The sequence below is a fragment of the Phnomibacter sp. genome, assembly GCF_036803085.1.
Lineage (GTDB): Bacteria > Bacteroidota > Bacteroidia > Chitinophagales > Chitinophagaceae > Phnomibacter.
Genome location: NZ_DAIRUZ010000003.1, coordinates 47,520 through 66,008, shown reverse-complemented (window position 1 = coordinate 66,008; position 18,489 = coordinate 47,520). Strand labels below are relative to the sequence as shown.

Here is an 18,489-nt window from a genome sequence, read left to right as displayed (position 1 = left end):
TTTTATCGGTGTGCTGTTTCAGCTGCTCCTTTTCGCAGGCCGATTCAAAAACCAGTAAATCAGCAAAAATGGAAAACGAAAAACCCACGAATAATCCGGTGTACAACCGCGTAGATAGTGGCAAGGTTAACCTCACCGAGGCCGAATGGAAAAAGATTCTACCGGCTGATGTGTACTACATTGCCCGCCAAAAAGGTACCGAACGCCCCTGGACAAGCAAGTTTGAAAACTTCAAAGAAATTGGCACTTATTACTGCCTGGCCTGCGGCAATCCGCTGTTTAAAAGCGATACAAAATTTGACAGCGGTTGCGGCTGGCCCAGTTTTTACGAGCCCATCAGCAAAGGCGCTATCATTTACACCCCCGACCATTCGCATGGCATGACCCGCACCGAAGTACAGTGTGGCCGGTGCAAAGCTCACCTGGGCCATGTGTTTGAAGACGGACCGCCACCTACTGGTTTGCGGTATTGCATCAACGGGGTGATTCTTGATTTTGAAAAAGCCAAAGAAGCCGAAAAGAAGGCGGGTTATAACAAGCCGGCCGGAGAATAATATTCGCAGTGTGGCGAATGGGATAGTGTGTGTGGCGATGAAAAAGGGTTCTGTCTTCGGGCAGGACCTTTTTTAATACCGGATGCTGTGCGCCATGCATTCAAACACATTAAGAGCTACAGTTGCCGCCTGTTCGTTTTTCCATTGTTTGGCATCATTGTAAGCCAAAGGCTTCGTGCCAATATTACCATACAATGCAGCCACGCAAATCAACAGGGTTAGGCCTTGCCAAAACATACGCATGGTTTTATTGTCGCTGCCTTTTTTTACCCCAATCACATGGTGTAGCAAGCGGTGTAGCAAATACATGAGCCAGCCGCCTATGCCAATGAGTAACAGTATAATGACCCACGGCGCATCGGTCATTAGCTTTTTATCTGCCGCTTGCTGGCGGATGAGTTCGTGAAAGGTTTCGCCGCTGGCATGCTGGTTGTAGGCAATGAGGTTGGCTACATCAAAGCCGTACAATAAGAGAAGGAGCGAACTGAAAATGGTAAAAACGATGATGCCAAACTTTTTGCCGGCACTGCTTTTAAACAAATGCAATGAACCGCTAAAACTGGCCAGCAACACGGGAAATGTAAACAGGCTTACATAACGCAAATCGTACTTGAAACCCAGCCACAACAATTGACCCACACTGGCTGGCGCCGGCTCGGGGGCAAACAATGCAAGTACAAACAATCGGTAAGCCATCATGAGCAACAGCATCACCAGCATAGTAGCCAGTATCCACGCTATTGACTTTGGCATTTTAAGCATAGACATCCGCACAAATGTACGTGCATTGCCATATGCCAGCCCTTGCCTTTTTGATGAGTGCAACAACACAGACTAACGATTGTTAGTTTTATTATTGCACTTCAATTGCTTGCCTTATGAAAACGCTGCACAACTATGTACTTGGCCAATGGATACCAGGCGATGGCGATGGTCAGCTGCTGTACAATGCAGTAACCAATGAGCCTATTGCCACGGCTTCTACCAAAGGCATTCCTTTTGCCGATGTACTACAGTACGGCCGATCTGTAGGTAATCCTGCCCTGCGCAACATGACTTTTCACGAACGTGGATTGATGCTGAAAGCCCTGGCCCTGTACCTGCGGGAGCACCTGGATGAATTGTACGCCATCAGCTACCAAACCGGTGCCACCCGTGCCGATAGCTGGGTAGATATTGAAGGTGGTATCGGCAATTTGTTTGCCAATGCCAGCCTGCGGCGTAAGCTGGGCAATGAATCTTTTTACGCTGAAGGTGAAACACATTTGCTGGGTAAAAACGGCACTTTCATCGGGCAGCATTTGCTGGTGCCCAAAGAGGGTGTGGCCATTCATATCAACGCCTTCAACTTTCCGGTGTGGGGCATGCTGGAGAAAATTGCTGTCAACCTGTTGGCGGGTATGCCTGCAGTTGTAAAGCCGGCAACCGTTACCTCCTTTTTGACCGAGGCCGTGGTGCAAAAAATCATTGCCAGCGGCATATTGCCAGCGGGTGCATTACAGTTGCTTTGCGGTAGCGCCGGCGACATGCTCAATCATACCACATTTCAGGATGTGGTTACGTTTACCGGTTCTGCCAGCACTGGCATGATGCTGAAATCAAATCCGCACATCTTGCAGGAAACTGTTCCCTTTACCATGGAAGCGGATTCGCTGAACTGCATGGTATTGGGTGAAGACGTAACACCGGAGATGCCCGAGTGGGATTTGTTTGTAAAAGAAGTACGCAAAGAAATGACGCTAAAAGCCGGGCAGCGATGCACCGGTGTCCGCCGCATTTTTGTGCCTGCCAATAAGCTGGAAGCGGTACAACAATCATTGGCCAAAGCACTGGCTCAAACGGTGATTGGCAATCCGCTGAATGACAAAGTACGCATGGGCTCTCTCGCCGGACAATCGCAACGGCAAGAAGTGAAAGCACAGGTACAAACACTAATGCAACATGCCAGCATAGCCTACGGCACTTTGGATGATATTGATGTAGTAGATGCCAATGGAACGGTAGGCGCATTTATGAGTCCGCTCTTGCTGCTGAATACGCAACCTTTCGATGCCAGCGAAGTACACGATGTTGAAGCTTTTGGTCCCGTAAGTACCTTGATGCCTTATAATGGTTTAGACGAAGCCATTGCACTCAGTAAAATGGGGAAGGGCTCATTGGTTTCTACCATTGTTACGGCCAATCCTTCCATTGCCCGCAAATATGTGATTGGTGCTGGTACGCACCACGGCCGCATATTGGTGCTGAATGCTGAATGCGCCAAAGAAAACACCGGACATGGAAGCCCGTTGCCATTGCTGGTGCATGGCGGCCCCGGCCGTGCCGGTGGTGGTGAAGAAATGGGCGGCTTGCGTGGCGTAAAGCATTACATGCAAAGGCTTGCAGTACAAGGTTCTCCCAATATGCTTACAGCAGTCACCGGTCAATACCAACCCGGTGCCGACGGGCAGCACTCAACAGTGCATCCGTTCACCAAATACTTTGAAGAACTCAGCGTAGGCGACCAGCTCATTACCGAGCCTCGCCTGATTACTGCTGAAGACATTACCGCCTTTGCCGATTTGAGTGGCGATCATTTTTATGCTCACCTTACCAATACCGATTTTGCTGATACCATGTTTACCGGCCAGGTGGCACATGGCTATTTTATTATGAGTGCAGCTGCCGGTTTGTTTGTCGAGAGCTATCAAAAAAATCCGGTGTTGCTCAATTATGGTATTGATGAATTGCGTTTTACCAAACCTGTGTATCCCGGTGCCAGCGTGTACGTTCGTTTTACTTGTAAAGAAAAACTGCCGCAAGAAAAACGGGAAGCAACCGACATACCAAGAGGCATCGTAAAATGGTATGTAGAAATACTGGATGAGCTCAATGAGATTGTGGGTGTGGCTACTATTTTAACCATGGTAAGAAAGCGGGAAGAATAACCTGAAGCAGGCGAGTGAGACAGCATTGCCTGCTACCTTTGTATTGTAAATAACGATTGCTGTTGAGCAATCCTAAATGCTTGCCATTATGACTACTTCATCACAAGCTGGCGTGAGGTATCACGTGCACAATCATATTGCTACCGTTCAGTTTCAGCATCCGCAGAGCAACTCATTGCCTGCACATCTGCTCAATCAGTTGGCGCAAACATTTCATGCCTTGGGCAATGATGATGACTGCCGTGTGATTATTCTACAAAGCGAAGGCGGGAAAGCCTTTTGTGCCGGTGCTTCTTTCGATGAATTGATGGCCATACAAACCGAAGCAGAAGGGCTGCAATTTTTCAGCGGGTTTGCCCATGTTATCAATGCCATGCGTAAATGCAATAAGCTTATCATTGGTCGCATTCAGGGCAAATGTGTAGGCGGTGGTGTAGGTCTGGCTGCTGCTTGTGATTATGCCATTGCGCATCATTCGGCCGATGTAAAACTGAGTGAGCTGGCCGTGGGCATTGGCCCTTTTGTGGTGGGCCCTGCGGTAGAAAGAAAAATGGGTACATCAGCTTTTTCTCAACTGGCCATTGATGCCGGCAAATGGCGCAATGCCGAATGGGCCAAGCACAAAGGCTTGTTTGCCGAAGTGTACGACAACCTGGAAGATGTGGACGAAGCGGTGCATCATTTGGCCGATACGCTGGCACACAGCAGCCCGCAGGCCATGGCCGAAATGAAGGCGATGTTTTGGAAGGGTACCGAGCATTGGGATATCCTGCTTCGGGAAAGAGCCGCCATTAGTGGCAGGCTGGTGCTCAGCGATTTTACCCGCAAAGCCATTGCCGGTTTTAAGGCTGCCCGCAAATGATTGCGTAGATTTTTCGGCTTTTTTATAACCCTGCGTTATGCGTGGCCTGCCATTTTTGGCGGGCAGCCTAACTTGCGCCTTTAATGAACACAGATATATTAATCAGCAACATTACCAACCCCACGTTGCTGTTTTTTTTACTGGGTGTAATAGCTGCAACGGTAAAAAGTGATTTAGAAATACCAGCGAGTTCTTCGCGGTTCATTTCATTGTATTTATTGTTTTCAATAGGCTTCAGAGGAGGAGAAGAGCTGGCACATAGTGGTATTACCAAAGAAGTAGCCGTTACCCTGGCTGCAGCCATTGTGCTGGCCATGCTGGTGCCACTCTATTCATTTTTTATACTCAAAAGAAAGCTGGCTGTGCCCGACGCAGGAGCTGTTGCCGCAGCGTATGGCTCAGTAAGTGCAGTCACTTTTGTGGCGGCTGCTACTTTTTTGGAAGGCCGTCAAATAGCCTATGGTGGGCATATGGTTGCGGCCATGGCACTCATGGAAGCGCCAGCTATTATCATTGGTGTGCTGCTCATTCGCCGCTACGATAAAGAGTCGGGCAGCACTACTTCTATGAAGGGGGTATTGCACGATGCATTTACTAACGGAAGCGTATTGATGATTATGGGCAGCCTGCTCATTGGCATCATCAGCGATGAAAAACAGGCTAAGGGTATTGAGCCCTTTACCAGCGATATTTTCAAAGGGTTTTTGGCTGTGTTTCTGTTAGAAATGGGGATGGTGGCAGCCAAACGATTCAAGGCTTTCCAGCACTATGGCTGGTTTGTAACGGTTTTTGCATTGTTGATGCCATTGTTCAACGGTTGTATCACTGCATGGGCCTCTGGCATGCTGCACATGCAGGAAGGAAACCGATTGATGTTGTCGGTGCTTGCAGCGAGTGCATCATACATCGCTGTGCCCGCAGCCATGCGGTTGGCAGCGCCCAAAGCCGATCCGGGTTTGTACATCCCGATGGCTCTGGGCGTTACGTTTCCGCTGAATATTACCATTGGCCTGCCATTGTATTGGGGCCTGGTACAAATGACCTGATATTACAGGTCGTCGTATTCGTAAATATGATCGAGATGGGTATTTGCATCCATGGTGACCAATGGTTTTAAAATGCCGTTGGCAAGGCTGTACACCCAGCCATGCAAAATGGGGCGTTGTTCATGTTTCCACATTTTTTGAATAATAGAAGTTTTAGCAAGGTTGAGTACTTGTTCCTCCACGTTTAGCTCCACCATTCTGTCTACCCGCTTGTCTTCATCTTCAATGGCGGCCAGTTCATCTTCGTGCAAGCGGTATACATCTTTAATGTTGCGCAGCCACTTGTTTATGATGCCGAGGTTGTGATGGCTGAGTGCCGCTTTTACACCGCCGCAACCATAGTGTCCGCATACAATTACGTGCTTTACTTTCAGGTGTACTACTGCATATTCCAGCACACTCAGCAGGTTCAGATCGGTGTGCACCACCATGTTGGCAATATTGCGCTGCACAAAAATTTCACCGGGTGCTGTGCCGGTGATTTCATTGGCCGGCACACGGCTGTCGCTGCAGCCAATCCATAAAAATTCGGGTGTTTGAATGCCCACCAATCTTTTGAAATATTCAGGATCAGCATCCTTCATTTCTTTGGCCCAGGCCTTGTTTTCCAGCAGTAATTTTTCGTATGATTTCATGGGTAAGTTGTTTTATAAGGTCAATCGAATGATTAGGCAATTGTGCGGTTGTTGGTTTTGAAGAATGTTTTGGAGGCAGTTTGATTGAATTTGATATACACCCGGATGGCTCTTGTTTCAGCATTGACGATAAAGTCATTGACCATGTCTACTACATCTCTGTCAATGAACTCACTCTTGGTAGCATCAATCAATACCGAAGTGTTATTGGGTATAGATTCAATGATATTTTTCATCAGTCCTTTGTTCAAGAAACTTACTTCTTTGCGAAAGCGAATGAGGTAACGGCGCTCATCTTTGATAAAGAAAATAGCCGATTTGAAATTGCTGCGCAGCACAAAGAACATGCCTACAAACATGCCAATGATAATACCAATGAGCAAATCGGTGAGCAAAATAGCCACCACGGTAATTACAAAAGGCAAAAACTGATCCCAGCCTTTACGGTAATGCTCGGTAAAGAGACCCACTTTGGCAAGTTTATATCCTGTAAAAATGAGGATGGCTGCCAGACTGGCTTTGGGAATGAGATTCAGATAATCGGCAAAAAACAATACGGATAGCAAGAGCAACACGCCATGCATGATAGCGGACAGTTTCGACTTGGCACCGGCACTTACATTGGCAGAGCTACGCACAATTACCGATGTTACCGGAAGCCCACCCAACAAACCAGCTACAATATTGCCAACGCCCTGGGCTTTTAGTTCACGGTTGCTGGGGCTGATTCTTTTTTCAGGGTCTATTTTGTCGATTGCCTCAATGCTCAGGAGGGTTTCAAGGCTGGCCACAATGGCAAGCGTTAGTGCTGTGAGCCACACCTGACTATTGGCCAATCCCGAAAAGTCGGGGTGTGGCAATGAAGCAACAAAAGCTGATGGCGCATCAAACACGTCGAGTTTTACCAAATGGTCGCCCGATAAAGCAAGGTGCGGAGCCGAAGATGCAAAAAACTGATTACAGGCAATGCCGGACAATACAACAATGAGTGGTCCGGGTATGAGTTGAAAAATGCGCTGTTTTTTGATTGCCTTGGATTCATACATCAATAAGATGGCTGTAGCAATCAGGGCAATGATGATGGCACCGGATGATATATACTGAAAGGAATTTAAAATGGCAGAAAATGTGTTGCTGTTATCGGGCTGCAAAAAAGCCTCATCGCCTTCGGGGTTGGCATCATAGCCCACAAAGTGAGGCAGTTGTTTTAAAATAAGAATGATACCAATGGCAGCCAACATGCCTTTGATAACGGAATTGGGGATGAACTCGCCTATAATGCCTGCTTTTACAAAACCAAAAATCAATTGTATTACACCTGCGAGTACCACGCTCAGCAGAAAAATGCTGTAGGAATCCAATTTGCCAATGGCACCGGCAACAATGGCCGTAAGGCCGGCTGCCGGACCACTCACACTGAGCTGACTACCGCTAAGAGCACCAATAACAATACCGCCTACAATACCAGCAATAATTCCTGTAACGGGAGCAGCATCGCTGGCTACCGCCACGCCAAGGCAAAGCGGTAATGCCACTAAAAACACGACGATGGACGCAGGTATATCAGCACCTGCATTCCTGAACAAATTTTTCATGAATGGGAAGAATAAGTGGGAAGATCAAAACCAAAAAAAAGAGTACTGTATTGTTGGTTGAGTAGACCAACAATGAACTACAACTCAGGCTTTTGGAGGAGGGATCAAAATATCTTCCGCAGGACCATTAGGAACCATTTCTTTCAGCAAAGCACTACTGTGCATTTGTGTTTGGTAAGACCAGTGAAACGATTCTTTCGGGTGTAAGTAATTGTCAGACCCGTGTAAAGGTTCTTTACATTTTTCTTCCAGTATCTGTGGGGCTTGCTGATGCACTTCTTCATTCAATGTGTTGCTGGCCAGAAGCTTACCTATTTGCATTAATGGCAAAACGGTGGCACTGAATACCAGCATAAGTATGAATGAAATGACTTTGCGGCGCATAGAATAAGCGCAAATATAACCGAGGGTTATTATAGCGCTACACAAATTTCCTTAACAAAAATTAAAACAAAAAAAAGCCGGACTAGACAATCCGGCTGTGAGCGTGATGAGAAAACAGCCTTAAATGGACAGGCTAATGGTGTGTAGCTTGTCCGTTTATGTAAAGTGTTGCTACAACTGCCGGTTGTTGAAAATGGGTGCCTCGTGGCGGGGTTTAGGTTTAGGTAGGGTGGCAGTTGTGGTGCGGTGTTTAGTTGTTTGTAAAAGAGCAGTCTGCTGGTGAAAAGTCCAGGCAGGGATCTTACGGGATCCAACCCCTGGTAGCTTTTCATCTAGGGCTTTTCAAAGCTTCGTTCATGGCAGAACCCGATTTGAAAAGAGTGGTGTGTGTGTTTGATGACACAAAAATGTTCACTAAATCGGTGGCGGACAACCGTGTTTCTGCGGTATTTTATGCGTAGAAATACGCATTTTGATTTTCGACAATCCACTTTACCTTGCAGTTGTCCTAAAACCTTCAAAATCAAAGTCGTATGGGAAAAAAAAATCCAGTAGGTCAAGCTGTAGCTGCTTTGGCCGCCAGCAAGCATGCAATTTCTAAGGCAAATGCCGACAAGTGGGCTAAGCGCTACCAGAAGTTTGTAAAAGACTTGACAAAAGCTGTGGCCAGCGGTAGCCCGGCACCTGCCAATACCCCGTCTATGGGTTCCTCTTTTGCATTTAATAAGAAGAGTGTACAGAAAATTTTGAAGGAAACGGCTGCCGTAGGTATGCGCATTTACCCCGGTATAAATGACGACAAGTGCCTGACCACCATTTTGGTTGCTTTTGATGCAGATGGCAATAACATTACTTACACCGAAATGCCGGCAGCGGCCAAAAGCAAAACAAAGAAGCCGGTGAAAACGACTGACGGAGACGATACGGACGACGGATTGCTGGATGAAGCCCAATCTAACCCGCCATATCCCGCACCTACCTTGCCCTAACTCTCATTCGTCAATGCGTTTTGCATCAACACATGTCTGTTCTTTTCATTAACTATTTAATGTCCATGACCATTTCGCTTGCTGCCATTACCGGCAGTTTGCGTTGGGGTAAAATTGACCCATCCAACAGGCCCATTATTGTGGCCTGGTGGATTGTGGTCATTACGGAAACTATTCAGTATTTGCTCATAAATCTTGGTATGTACAGTAATCTTGTATATAACCTCTATATGGTGCCCTTATCAGCAATGTTACTTTTTCAATTTAATAAGTGGGGGATACTTGGGAAAAGACTAATGCTTGCCATTTTTTTGATTTTAATAGCAATATGGATTGCTGATTATTTTATTATTAATGGATACATGCTTACCACCAGGCGATTTATACACCGGTTGATGTTTAATCTGGTGGTTGTTATGTTGGCAGTTACCAGTATCAACAAGCAAATCATGTCGGAGCGTAGAGTATTGCTAACCAATTCTCGCTTCCTCATTTGTGTGGGCCTCACTATTTATTACACGTATCGTGTGCTTGTGGATGCGTTTTGGCTGAATGAGCTCAGTAATGAATTCACCACAATTTTGGCTAGTTTCAATCGCTACCTGCTTCAATTTTATTATCTCATTCTATTTTTGGCAGCCTTATGGATTCCAAGGAAAAAGAATTATATACTGCCATCCTGATAGCTACTTTAATTATTGCAGCTATCCTCCTGTATTTTATTTTTTCCATTATATGGTATCAAAAAAAATACCGCTCCCTCTCCAAGGCAAAAATTTCTGCTGAAATAACTACGCTTGAAAATGAACGAAAACGAATAGCCAGTGATTTGCACGACGATGTAGGTCCGTTGCTGTCTGCTATAAAAATTCAAATCAATCATTTGGATGGACAGAACGAAGCCGAAGCCGCACTCATTCGTAAAAGCAGCAAGTACATTGATGACATTATTAAACGAATGAGGGAAATTAGCAACGACCTTTTGCCTAATGTGCTTATTCGTAAAGGACTGGCTGCTGCGATACAGGATTTTTTGGGCAAAATGAATGATAGCGACTCTTTAAAAATCACATTCACTTGCCCGCAAGAGCAGCGGGTGCCAGCAAATGTAGAAGTAAACGTGTACCGGATAGTACAGGAAATAGTGCACAATACCGTGAAGCATGCAGAGGCCACCCATTTGCAAATACAACTGGTGATTGATGAACACATGCTGCGCCTGGCATCGGAAGATAACGGCAAGGGTTTTGACTATAAAGAAATGATTGCTAAAAATGGTGGGTTGGGATTGCTTAATTTGCAGAGCCGTGCCGAAGTAATGGGAGGAGAGTTTGACTTTACCACCGAAAAAAGCAAGGGCACCAGATACCTTTTTGAAATTCCCTTGAAAAAGAGCGTATGAGTCGTGTACAAACGGAAATAAACGTGATCATGGCCGATGATCATGAAATATTCAGAGATGGATTCAGGCTAATGCTGAGCAAAAGCCCGTTTATAAAATTATTGGCCGAAGCAGAAAACGGTCGTGAATTGGTGAAACTCACCGAAGCATTGAAACCCGATGTGGTTATTACCGACATTAAAATGCCTGTAATAGATGGCATTGAAGCCGCCCGGATTATCCGCGAAAAATTTCCACATATTGGCATCATTGGCCTCAGCATGTTTGACGAAGAAGACCTCATTCTTGAAATGCTGGATGCCGGTGCCCTTGGCTACCTCATTAAAAATGCCGACAAAGACGAAGTGGCCGATGCTATAAAAACCGTATACAAAGGCGAACATTATTATTGCCGTACCACCAGCCACAAACTGGCCCACATGATAGCCCGTAGCAAGTCGCACAATATGGGCAAACGAGAAAAGGTGGAGTTCACAGATAAGGAAATCGAAGTCATACAACTCATTTGCAAAGAGCTCACCAATAAAGAAATTGCCGACCAGTTGTTTTTGAGCGTTAGAACAGTGGAAGGATACCGACAACGCATATTAGAGAGAATGCAGGTGAAAAACACTGTTGGCCTTGTGGTATATGCCATCAACCACGGCTTGTTTAACCCAAAGGCAGGCAACTAATCAGCTGCCCGATTTGTATTACCATTCACCCAATTGATTTCTCTGCACATGCAAACGGATTATCTCGTAATCGGCTCGGGCATTGCCGGCCTTACTTATGCTGTAAAAGTTGCCACAGCCAAGCCTTCGGCAAAAGTGGTGGTACTCACCAAAACCTTTAGCGATGAAACCAATACAAAGTATGCACAAGGAGGTATAGCCGGTGTGTGGGATGCTATGAACGACAGTTTTGAAAAGCATATAGAAGACACGCTGATTGCAGGCGATGGCTTATGCAATGCCGACACAGTAAAAATTGTAGTAACCGAAGGCCCCCAACGTATTCGGGAAATAATAGAATGGGGAGCACAGTTTGATTTGGATGCCGACGGCGATTATGCTTTGGGCAGAGAAGGCGGACACAGTGAGCACCGCATACTGCATCATAAAGATGTAACCGGTAAAGAAATGGAACGAGCTCTGCTGCAAAAAGTAGCCAGCTTACCCAACATCAGTATTCTTAATCATTATTTTGTACTCGATATTATTACCCAGCACCACTTGGGGTACCTCATTACCAAAAGCACTCCTGATATTGCCTGCTATGGGGTATATGTACTCAATTTGGAAACACATGCCATAGAGCAGGTGCGCAGCAATATAACGCTTCTGGCTACGGGCGGAAACGGCGCTGTTTACCGAAGTACTACTAACCCAGCTATTGCTACCGGCGATGGCGTAGCCATGGTGTACCGTGCCAAAGGCCGAATTGAAAACATGGAGTTCATCCAGTTTCATCCCACAGCCTTATACGAAGCTGGTTTGCGTGGGCAGTCATTTCTCATCACCGAAGCAGTTCGTGGCGATGGGGGTATTTTGCGCAACCATAAAGGTGAAGCTTTTATGGAGCGGTATGACGAAAGAAAAGATTTGGCCCCACGTGACATTGTAGCCCGTGCCATTGATAGTGAAATGAAAATAAGCGGTACCGAACATGTGTACCTCGATTGCAGGCATATTCCATTGGAAGATTTTGTGCATCATTTCCCCAACATTTATGAAAAATGCAAAAGCATTGGCATTGATATAACGCAGCACATGATTCCTGTGGCACCGGCTGCACATTATAGTTGTGGTGGTATTAAAACAGATGAACACGGCCGCACCAGCATTCGCAATTTGTATGCTGCCGGAGAGTGTGCATCTACGGGCTTACACGGTGCTAACCGCTTAGCCAGCAATTCGCTGCTCGAAGCAATGGTGTATGCTCATCGCAGCGCCGTACATGCCTTGCAAGATGCTGTGCCAGTAGCACCACCTGCCAGCATACCAGATTGGGATGCAAGGGGTACCAGCAATCCACGTGAAATGATTTTGATTACCCAAAGCCTGAAAGAGTTACAGCTTTTGATGAGTGATTACGTAGGCATTGTGCGAAACAATGTGCGTTTGCAACGTGCCATGCGCCGACTCGATTTGTTGCACGAAGAAATTGAAGAGCTGTATCGCACTTCGATTGTTTCGCCACAATTGTGCGAACTACGCAACATGATTACTGTGGGTTATCTCATTGTAAAAAGTGCTCAGTTCCGGCACGAAAGCAGAGGGCTCCATTTCAATACAGACTATCCTGAAAAATGTAGCCTGGCTCAAAATATTGTGCTCTGATGACTTGTTATTGTTAACTGCGTAAAACATCAGATTTTGTATTATTTGTTACTGGTAATTTTTTACAGCTTATCTGTTTTGCCCATGTTTGTGCTGTATGCGTTGGGCGATGCAATCCGTTGGTTGGTGTTTGATGTTATTGGTTATCGCAAGGATGTGGTGATGCGCAATCTGGCAAATGCATTTCCTGAAAAATCGGACTCAGAAAGAAATGCCATTGCCAAACAATTTTTTACTGCATTTATTGATACCTGGATGGAAACCATCAAATTTTTATCCATTAGCCAAAAGGGTTTTGAACGAATGATGCAGTACGATTACAGTGTATTGCATAAACATGCAGCCGCTGGAAATAGTGTACAATTGATGGCTGGTCATTTCATGAATTGGGAGTTGATTAACCTCACATTGCCATCGCATCAGTCATTAGTTTGGGTGGGTATTTACATGCGTTTGAGCAACAAGGCTATGGAGCGGTTGTTTAGAAAAATAAGGGGAAGATTTGGTGCCGTGTTGGTGCCTGCCGATGAAGTAAAAACTGACATTGAAAAATATTTGACCAAGCCCTACCTGCTGGGGCTTGGGGCCGATCAGAGCCCATCGAAACCGGCGCAATCTTTCTGGATGAATTTTTTGCAACAGCCCACTGCTTTTGCACCCGGCCCCGGTAGAAACGCCTGCAAGCGACAGTTGCCGGTTGTTTTTTTATGGATAGAAAGAAAACAACGTGGCCGTTATGTTTTTCATGTGGAAGAAATGTTTGAGACTGCTGCCGGGCTTACACCAGAAACACTAACGGTGGCGTATGTAAAACGCCTGGAGCAGGTAATCTGCATGCAGCCTGCCAACTATTTGTGGTCGCACAAGCGATGGAAGCATGCATGGAAACCTGAGTATGCACCTTTATGGATAGACGAAGAGCCATATCCGCCGGCAGATGCCTGTTAAAATTTTGGCTGAATAAGCTTTCTTCCGAAAGCCATTGCTGACAATGCCGTTCTATGTGCTCATCTTTGCGGGCTTTCATCCACTTATTTCAACATGGATCGTTTGGTACATGGTTTAATGTATGCTGTATCGTTGCTGCCATTGCGGGTGCTGTATGGTATTAGCAGCTTGGCGGCATTTGTATTGCACCGTATTGTCAGGTATCGAAAAGATACGGTGATGGAAAACGTAGCACAGGCATTTCCGCATCAATCATTGGCCTACAGAAAAAAAGTGGCAGCTGGTTTTTACCGACACTTTACCGACAACTGGGTTGAAACAATCAAGCTGCTCAGTATGCCGGAAGCAGCTTTTAAAAAACGCATCACCGGAAATTTTGAAGTGTTTGATGAGTTGCATAAAAATGGCAAAACGACCAGCATACTTGCAGCGCATTTTTTTAATTGGGAATGGTTGAGTGTTGCACTTAGTCACAGGCAGTCACTACCTTATATTGGTGTTTACATGCCCATATCCAGCCAGCCTGTAGACTCTTTGTTTAAGCGTATTCGCGGCAGGTTTGGAGCTCACCTTATGCCTGCACCTGCACTTGCCAAAGCCATCATTGGCTGGCGCAACAAGCAGTACCTCATTTGCCTTTTGGCAGATCAGAGTCCTTCCAATCCGGCCAATGCTTATTGGCTCAATTTTTTGGGGCGGCCTACCGCTTTTGTAACCGGGCCCGAACGCAACGCACAGGTGTTTAATCAGGTGCCAGTGTACACAAGGGTTACATGCCCTAAGCGGGGCTATTATCATTTTGAGTTTACAGTGCTATCGCTTACAAACGAAGAAATGCAAACGAAAGGTGAGCTTACTAAAAGATTGGTTAGGCATATTGAAGCAGATATTCAAACGCATCCGGAAACCTATCTGTGGAGCCATCGTCGCTGGAAGCATGCATGGGATGCATCATACCAACGTCTTTGGATTGATGATGCGGCACCGGCAGCTGTTTCAACTCAGGATTGATGATTGGCAGAAAGTGACTGCGCCAACTCTTGCAACGACATTTTTTCTAACACGGTACGAATGGCCTGTTGGTGTTGCATTTCCCATTTAATCAGCCGTATTTCTCCTTCGTGTATTTCTATTCCGGTTATGTTGCCATTGCTAAAACAGCAGCAACCAGTATTGAAATAACCGGGTCTTAGGTTGGCAAAATCGAGCTGTACATAATCGTACTCTTGTCTTCGGCGTGGAATTTCTTTGTCGAGTTGGCGCAGCTTTTCATTGTCGCCGTTGGCAGCGGCCAGTTGGCGCTGTAACAGCAAGCGTTCCAAGTGTGTAAGCGAGGCAAATACCGGCTGATGGGTGTGCCCCGTTATCAGCGCCAGCCCCGGCTGTCGGCTGCTCCATTGATACATCATGCTATTGTGCAGGCTCTTCAGCATTTTGCTGGCAGCAGGAGTATTGGTATTGATGCGTAAAAAACTTTGCAACGGCCCCCATATATAAGTAACAAACGCAGCACTCAGCCAGTTACCGTCGCTGCTGGCATCACCCTGATGGCCATGGGTGCACATTATGTGTAATGGAGTATTTGCAGCGTCGTTAAATTGTAGCAATGTGCCGCCCACTACCGGTATCGATTGGCCGTACATCTGTTTTAAATATTGGCTTGCCAGTGGGTCGTACCGCCAAAAGCTGTCGTGGTTGCCATACACTTTTACAAACGCAGCTCTTTTTACAAATGCTTTTTCTGCTTCAAAAGTGGCCTTGTTGTGTTTGAGAATCGAAAAAATATTGTTCTCCCAAAGCTCTTCACAATCGCCCAGATTGATGTACGTAAATTCATGAGCGTTGTAGTACGTCAACGCTGCCAGATAGGAAGATTCATTGCTGGCAAAATCATCGGCTCCGTTTCTTTTTCCTTTGTGCTGATCAGACAGTAAGATGATAGGCTGTGCTGTTGCTTCAATAACAGAAAGGTCAGCAGTATTTTTTTTAGAGGCACTAGATAGTTGCTGGTATAATTCGGTAAGCGAAGCAAACACAGCCTCCTGCTTGGGTGCTGATGAAAAACGATTGGCCAACCAGGTGACAGGTTTGGTAAGCACTCGCTGTAATATTGCCCGAACTGTTTGTAGCATAATCGGCAGCACTCCGTTGGTTGTGTGAAATGAAATGTACAAAGGATTTATGGAGTACACAATAAAAAATGGAAGCCCATAAAAAATCACGGACTTCCATTGCGCTTTTTAATGAACGCTGTTTTCTACTGGGCTATTAAGCGTATCAAAACAGTAGTGCCGCTTAATAATTGGAGTTCGCCATGTTGAAAGGCAAATGCATTTGCCTGTTCCAGTAGTTTAAACAAACGTTGTTCATCGGCCAGTGTATTTGGGCAAGCCATCATGGTACTGCCCAACTTCGAAAACTTCACAGTACCTGCATTAGCTGAAGTAAAGAGTACAGTTGCTTCACCAAAAAAATTATTACAACCGCCATTGCCGTTAATGCTGCCAGCCGCTTTATCTATTTTTATAAAAGCATTACTGCCCGAAAGTTTGCTGAAGCCTGCTTTGTCGGCTATTTCTTTTACTGCATAGCGGCTATCGCTCAGCATAGCCTCGTAATTGATATTGGCTGGTCCTGTGGGAATAGCCTCCATAGCTGGTTGTGAAAGAACTGCAAACACTTGCCCCGCTTTATCCATCATATACAGCTCGCCGGTTTTCACTTGCCATTGAGTGGCTTTTGTAAATGTCTGCATCAATGCAGTTTCGTGAGCCATGTTGTCGCAGGCCATTTTGGTACTCATTATAGGGCCGGTTTTCACCGTTCCGTCTTTGGCTAACCGCATTTTGCCACGCATACTGTTGCAAACTTTTGCCTCTACGCTGCTATCACCAACTACTACCGTGTAGTGTAAAGATTGAACAGAGATCAACACATTATCGACCAACAGTTCTTTGATTATCCATTCGCCCTTCATCTGAGGTACATTTACAGTAACAGGTTTTTTGCTCAATACTTTTACCAGTTTGCGTTCTATACTGCTGCCATCGGCTGGCGGGTTGGCTATTTTCTTTTCGGTGATTTGCAGGGTGTAGTTATAACCGGCTTCATGCGTAAAACCTTTGATGCCGCCGTACATACGGTGCCACTTGCCTTTGGTGGTATATCGGTATTGCAGGCATTGCATGGGTACTACGCCGGTACAGCTAACGGTGTTGGGATGTATGTAAATTGTTTTTACCTGCGCCAATACGGGCAGTGAAAAAGCAATTAAAAGCATTGCGAATAACCATTTGAATTTCATATCCGGTATTTTATGTGTGATACAAATTGTTGGATTCTTTTTTAGAGAACACAAGCATTAGATGTAATTTGATACGTGATTATGCACTACAAAATGTTAATGCATGCCGTGTGAAAAGCTGTTAAAAAAAACCACTTGCTGTAACCTGCCAGCATTCATGCGGCTTTAAGTGTAAGCACATCTATACCTTGATATAAATCTTTTTTCTATCGAGTAAGTAGGCAATGAGCCAATACATGCTTACAATAAGTATGGCGTAAAGCAGCGAACCGTTTCTGGGATCGGTGCTGATGGGGGCGCATATGTTTTTGTAAAACCAATTGAAGGCAGATGTGTACACCACTTTTCCATTGTCATCCACATGGTCTGTCCAGCGAAACATGGCTACCACCCGTGGCAAAAAACCACTGAGCACAAAAATGAACAACGGGTTTTTGCCAAACGCATCGAAGAATTTACTCCAGGCGCCGCTGGCCTTACGAAACTCAATCAGGTAAATGAAAACTCCAATGGTTATAGTGGCGAGGCCTGTGGTGTACAATACATAGCTGGAAGTCCATATTTTTTTGTTGATGGGAAAGAGTTCGCCCCACATGAGCCCACCCAATGCCATTACAATACCTGCCAGCAGCAGGTTGCTCAGCATTTCATAATTTTTTCCTTTTTGCTGAATGTATTGGCCTACAAAATAGCCAAACACCACCTGCACTACGGCCGGCAATGTGCTGCCCAGTCCTTCGGGGTCAAATGGTACGCCTTCGCCTTTGTACACATGGGCTACACCGAGTACATCTATATCGAGTTGGGTGCCAAAAAAGCCTTGCAAACTATACGGGTCGCCACTGGCACCCAATGCCACGGTGATAACCCAATACAACAGCAACAGGAAGCAACTCAAAAAAAACGTGAGTTTGGTTTTGGTAAAAAATACAAGGATGCTGGCAAATAAATAAGCGAGTGCAATGCGTTGCAAAACGCCAAGAATTCTTATGCCAGAATCGGGATTATCCGGGTCTACCCAATGTTTGAAAACCAAATGGTCGTCGCTCCATTTTATAAAAGGGCTCCAGTTAAGAAACAAACCAATAAGGAAAATGAGCACGAAACGTTTCAGTACTTTTTTCCAAAACTCTGTAGGACCAGCTTGTTGTAAGCGGGGCATTACAAATGCCATGGCGTTGCCTACGGCAAATAGAAAGAATGGAAACACCAAATCTGTAGGGGTGCAGCCATGCCAGGGGGCATGTTTTAGCGGGCCATAAATGTGTCCCCAGCTGCCGGGGTTATTCACCAAAATCATGAGGGCAACCGTAGCTCCTCTGAATACATCCAGCGAGTAGTAACGTTCTTTCACAGCAGGCAATTTGATAAGATGGACTAATGTAAGCAATGATAGGAGATAACGGCCTGCCTACTCTCATGTAAATTAGCAGCAACGGCAAGTAATTTAGTGTCGGTAAATAGCCGGAGGCGGCGCTGTTCATTTCTGCACTACCTGCGTTTAATTGTATGTTTGCAAACC

At 45.7% G+C, this 18,489-nt stretch carries 18 protein-coding genes; 11 read left to right on the top strand and 7 right to left on the bottom strand.

Going from position 1 to position 18,489, the window contains the following annotated elements:
- The first annotated feature begins 68 nt into the window (after positions 1-68).
- Positions 69-554, top strand: a complete 486-nt coding sequence (gene msrB, locus V7Q13_RS07325) for a peptide-methionine (R)-S-oxide reductase MsrB (RefSeq protein WP_246186182.1) — start codon at positions 69-71, stop codon at positions 552-554.
- A 72-nt stretch (positions 555-626) separates the two neighbouring features.
- On the opposite strand, the gene V7Q13_RS07320 is transcribed toward msrB, so the two are convergent.
- The gene (locus V7Q13_RS07320; protein WP_333800029.1) at positions 627-1,307 is read right to left on the bottom strand and encodes a hypothetical protein; all 681 of its coding nucleotides are present in this window, start codon (positions 1,305-1,307) and stop codon (positions 627-629) included.
- A gap of 125 nt (positions 1,308-1,432) precedes the next feature.
- Here V7Q13_RS07320 and paaZ point away from each other — a divergent pair, with 125 nt between their 5' ends.
- The 3 genes from paaZ to V7Q13_RS07305 all read left to right on the top strand — a co-directional run bounded on the left by paaZ (position 1,433) and on the right by V7Q13_RS07305 (position 5,389).
- Positions 1,433-3,481: a phenylacetic acid degradation bifunctional protein PaaZ gene (gene paaZ / locus V7Q13_RS07315; RefSeq protein ID WP_333800028.1), complete on the top strand. Its 2,049-nt coding sequence runs from the start codon at positions 1,433-1,435 to the stop codon at positions 3,479-3,481.
- An 88-nt stretch (positions 3,482-3,569) separates the two neighbouring features.
- Positions 3,570-4,343 (top strand): enoyl-CoA hydratase/isomerase family protein, encoded by a 774-nt coding sequence (locus tag V7Q13_RS07310; RefSeq protein WP_333800027.1) that lies wholly within the window; start codon positions 3,570-3,572, stop codon positions 4,341-4,343.
- An 83-nt stretch (positions 4,344-4,426) separates the two neighbouring features.
- Positions 4,427-5,389 (top strand): sodium-dependent bicarbonate transport family permease, encoded by a 963-nt coding sequence (locus tag V7Q13_RS07305; protein ID WP_333800026.1) that lies wholly within the window; start codon positions 4,427-4,429, stop codon positions 5,387-5,389.
- Positions 5,390-5,391: 2 nt separating this feature from the next.
- Here the strand turns inward: V7Q13_RS07305 and V7Q13_RS07300 are convergent, their stop codons facing one another.
- The 3 genes from V7Q13_RS07300 to V7Q13_RS07290 all read right to left on the bottom strand — a co-directional run bounded on the left by V7Q13_RS07300 (position 5,392) and on the right by V7Q13_RS07290 (position 7,973).
- Entirely contained in the window at positions 5,392-6,024 is a 633-nt protein-coding gene (locus tag V7Q13_RS07300; protein WP_157476319.1) for a carbonic anhydrase, read from the bottom strand.
- A gap of 32 nt (positions 6,025-6,056) precedes the next feature.
- On the bottom strand, positions 6,057-7,619 hold the full coding sequence (locus V7Q13_RS07295; RefSeq protein WP_333800025.1) for a SulP family inorganic anion transporter: 1,563 nt from the start codon (positions 7,617-7,619) through the stop codon (positions 6,057-6,059).
- Positions 7,620-7,703: 84 nt separating this feature from the next.
- Complete coding sequence (locus V7Q13_RS07290; RefSeq protein WP_333800024.1) at positions 7,704-7,973, bottom strand: hypothetical protein; 270 nt, start codon at positions 7,971-7,973, stop codon at positions 7,704-7,706.
- 563 nt (positions 7,974-8,536) lie between these two features.
- On the opposite strand from V7Q13_RS07290, the gene V7Q13_RS07285 reads away from it, so the two are divergent.
- From V7Q13_RS07285 to V7Q13_RS07255, 7 genes are all read left to right on the top strand, one after another.
- A complete protein-coding gene (locus V7Q13_RS07285) occupies positions 8,537-8,992 on the top strand; it encodes a hypothetical protein (protein ID WP_333800023.1) in 456 nt (151 codons plus the stop codon).
- A gap of 65 nt (positions 8,993-9,057) precedes the next feature.
- Positions 9,058-9,675 (top strand): hypothetical protein, encoded by a 618-nt coding sequence (locus V7Q13_RS07280; RefSeq protein ID WP_333800022.1) that lies wholly within the window; start codon positions 9,058-9,060, stop codon positions 9,673-9,675.
- Positions 9,636-10,394 (top strand): sensor histidine kinase, encoded by a 759-nt coding sequence (locus tag V7Q13_RS07275; protein WP_333800021.1) that lies wholly within the window; start codon positions 9,636-9,638, stop codon positions 10,392-10,394. The genes V7Q13_RS07280 and V7Q13_RS07275 overlap by 40 nt, the downstream gene beginning before the upstream one ends.
- The gene (locus V7Q13_RS07270; RefSeq protein WP_333800020.1) at positions 10,391-11,068 is read left to right on the top strand and encodes a response regulator transcription factor; all 678 of its coding nucleotides are present in this window, start codon (positions 10,391-10,393) and stop codon (positions 11,066-11,068) included. The genes V7Q13_RS07275 and V7Q13_RS07270 overlap by 4 nt, the downstream gene beginning before the upstream one ends.
- Positions 11,069-11,116: 48 nt before the next feature.
- Positions 11,117-12,715 (top strand): L-aspartate oxidase, encoded by a 1,599-nt coding sequence (gene nadB, locus V7Q13_RS07265; RefSeq protein WP_333800019.1) that lies wholly within the window; start codon positions 11,117-11,119, stop codon positions 12,713-12,715.
- Between the two features lie 36 nt (positions 12,716-12,751).
- Entirely contained in the window at positions 12,752-13,663 is a 912-nt protein-coding gene (locus tag V7Q13_RS07260; protein WP_333800018.1) for a lysophospholipid acyltransferase family protein, read from the top strand.
- Positions 13,664-13,756: 93 nt separating this feature from the next.
- Positions 13,757-14,674 (top strand): lysophospholipid acyltransferase family protein, encoded by a 918-nt coding sequence (locus V7Q13_RS07255; RefSeq protein ID WP_333800017.1) that lies wholly within the window; start codon positions 13,757-13,759, stop codon positions 14,672-14,674.
- Here the strand turns inward: V7Q13_RS07255 and V7Q13_RS07250 are convergent.
- The 3 genes from V7Q13_RS07250 to V7Q13_RS07240 all read right to left on the bottom strand — a co-directional run bounded on the left by V7Q13_RS07250 (position 14,665) and on the right by V7Q13_RS07240 (position 18,321).
- Complete coding sequence (locus V7Q13_RS07250) at positions 14,665-15,762, bottom strand: metallophosphoesterase (RefSeq protein WP_333800016.1); 1,098 nt, start codon at positions 15,760-15,762, stop codon at positions 14,665-14,667. The genes V7Q13_RS07255 and V7Q13_RS07250 overlap by 10 nt on opposite strands.
- A gap of 158 nt (positions 15,763-15,920) precedes the next feature.
- Positions 15,921-16,967: an META domain-containing protein gene (locus tag V7Q13_RS07245; RefSeq protein WP_333800015.1), complete on the bottom strand. Its 1,047-nt coding sequence runs from the start codon at positions 16,965-16,967 to the stop codon at positions 15,921-15,923.
- Between the two features lie 181 nt (positions 16,968-17,148).
- Positions 17,149-18,321 carry an acyltransferase family protein gene (locus V7Q13_RS07240; RefSeq protein ID WP_333800014.1) on the bottom strand — a complete coding sequence of 391 codons (1,173 nt, stop codon included), beginning with the start codon at positions 18,319-18,321 and terminating at the stop codon, positions 17,149-17,151.
- Between the last annotated feature and the right edge of the window lie 168 nt (positions 18,322-18,489).

What these genes read in the sequence shown, in the direction of transcription:
- msrB (WP_246186182.1), top strand. Translation starts at nt 69, where the DNA reads ATGGAAAACGAAAAACCCACGAATAATCCGGTGTACAACCGCGTAGAT.
- V7Q13_RS07320 (WP_333800029.1), bottom strand. Translation starts at nt 1,307, where the DNA reads ATGCCAAAGTCAATAGCGTGGATACTGGCTACTATGCTGGTGATGCTG.
- paaZ (WP_333800028.1), top strand. Translation starts at nt 1,433, where the DNA reads ATGAAAACGCTGCACAACTATGTACTTGGCCAATGGATACCAGGCGAT.
- V7Q13_RS07310 (WP_333800027.1), top strand. Translation starts at nt 3,570, where the DNA reads ATGACTACTTCATCACAAGCTGGCGTGAGGTATCACGTGCACAATCAT.
- V7Q13_RS07305 (WP_333800026.1), top strand. Translation starts at nt 4,427, where the DNA reads ATGAACACAGATATATTAATCAGCAACATTACCAACCCCACGTTGCTG.
- V7Q13_RS07300 (WP_157476319.1), bottom strand. Translation starts at nt 6,024, where the DNA reads ATGAAATCATACGAAAAATTACTGCTGGAAAACAAGGCCTGGGCCAAA.
- V7Q13_RS07295 (WP_333800025.1), bottom strand. Translation starts at nt 7,619, where the DNA reads ATGAAAAATTTGTTCAGGAATGCAGGTGCTGATATACCTGCGTCCATC.
- V7Q13_RS07290 (WP_333800024.1), bottom strand. Translation starts at nt 7,973, where the DNA reads ATGCTGGTATTCAGTGCCACCGTTTTGCCATTAATGCAAATAGGTAAG.
- V7Q13_RS07285 (WP_333800023.1), top strand. Translation starts at nt 8,537, where the DNA reads ATGGGAAAAAAAAATCCAGTAGGTCAAGCTGTAGCTGCTTTGGCCGCC.
- V7Q13_RS07280 (WP_333800022.1), top strand. Translation starts at nt 9,058, where the DNA reads ATGACCATTTCGCTTGCTGCCATTACCGGCAGTTTGCGTTGGGGTAAA.
- V7Q13_RS07275 (WP_333800021.1), top strand. Translation starts at nt 9,636, where the DNA reads ATGGATTCCAAGGAAAAAGAATTATATACTGCCATCCTGATAGCTACT.
- V7Q13_RS07270 (WP_333800020.1), top strand. Translation starts at nt 10,391, where the DNA reads ATGAGTCGTGTACAAACGGAAATAAACGTGATCATGGCCGATGATCAT.
- nadB (WP_333800019.1), top strand. Translation starts at nt 11,117, where the DNA reads ATGCAAACGGATTATCTCGTAATCGGCTCGGGCATTGCCGGCCTTACT.
- V7Q13_RS07255 (WP_333800017.1), top strand. Translation starts at nt 13,757, where the DNA reads ATGGATCGTTTGGTACATGGTTTAATGTATGCTGTATCGTTGCTGCCA.
- V7Q13_RS07245 (WP_333800015.1), bottom strand. Translation starts at nt 16,967, where the DNA reads ATGAAATTCAAATGGTTATTCGCAATGCTTTTAATTGCTTTTTCACTG.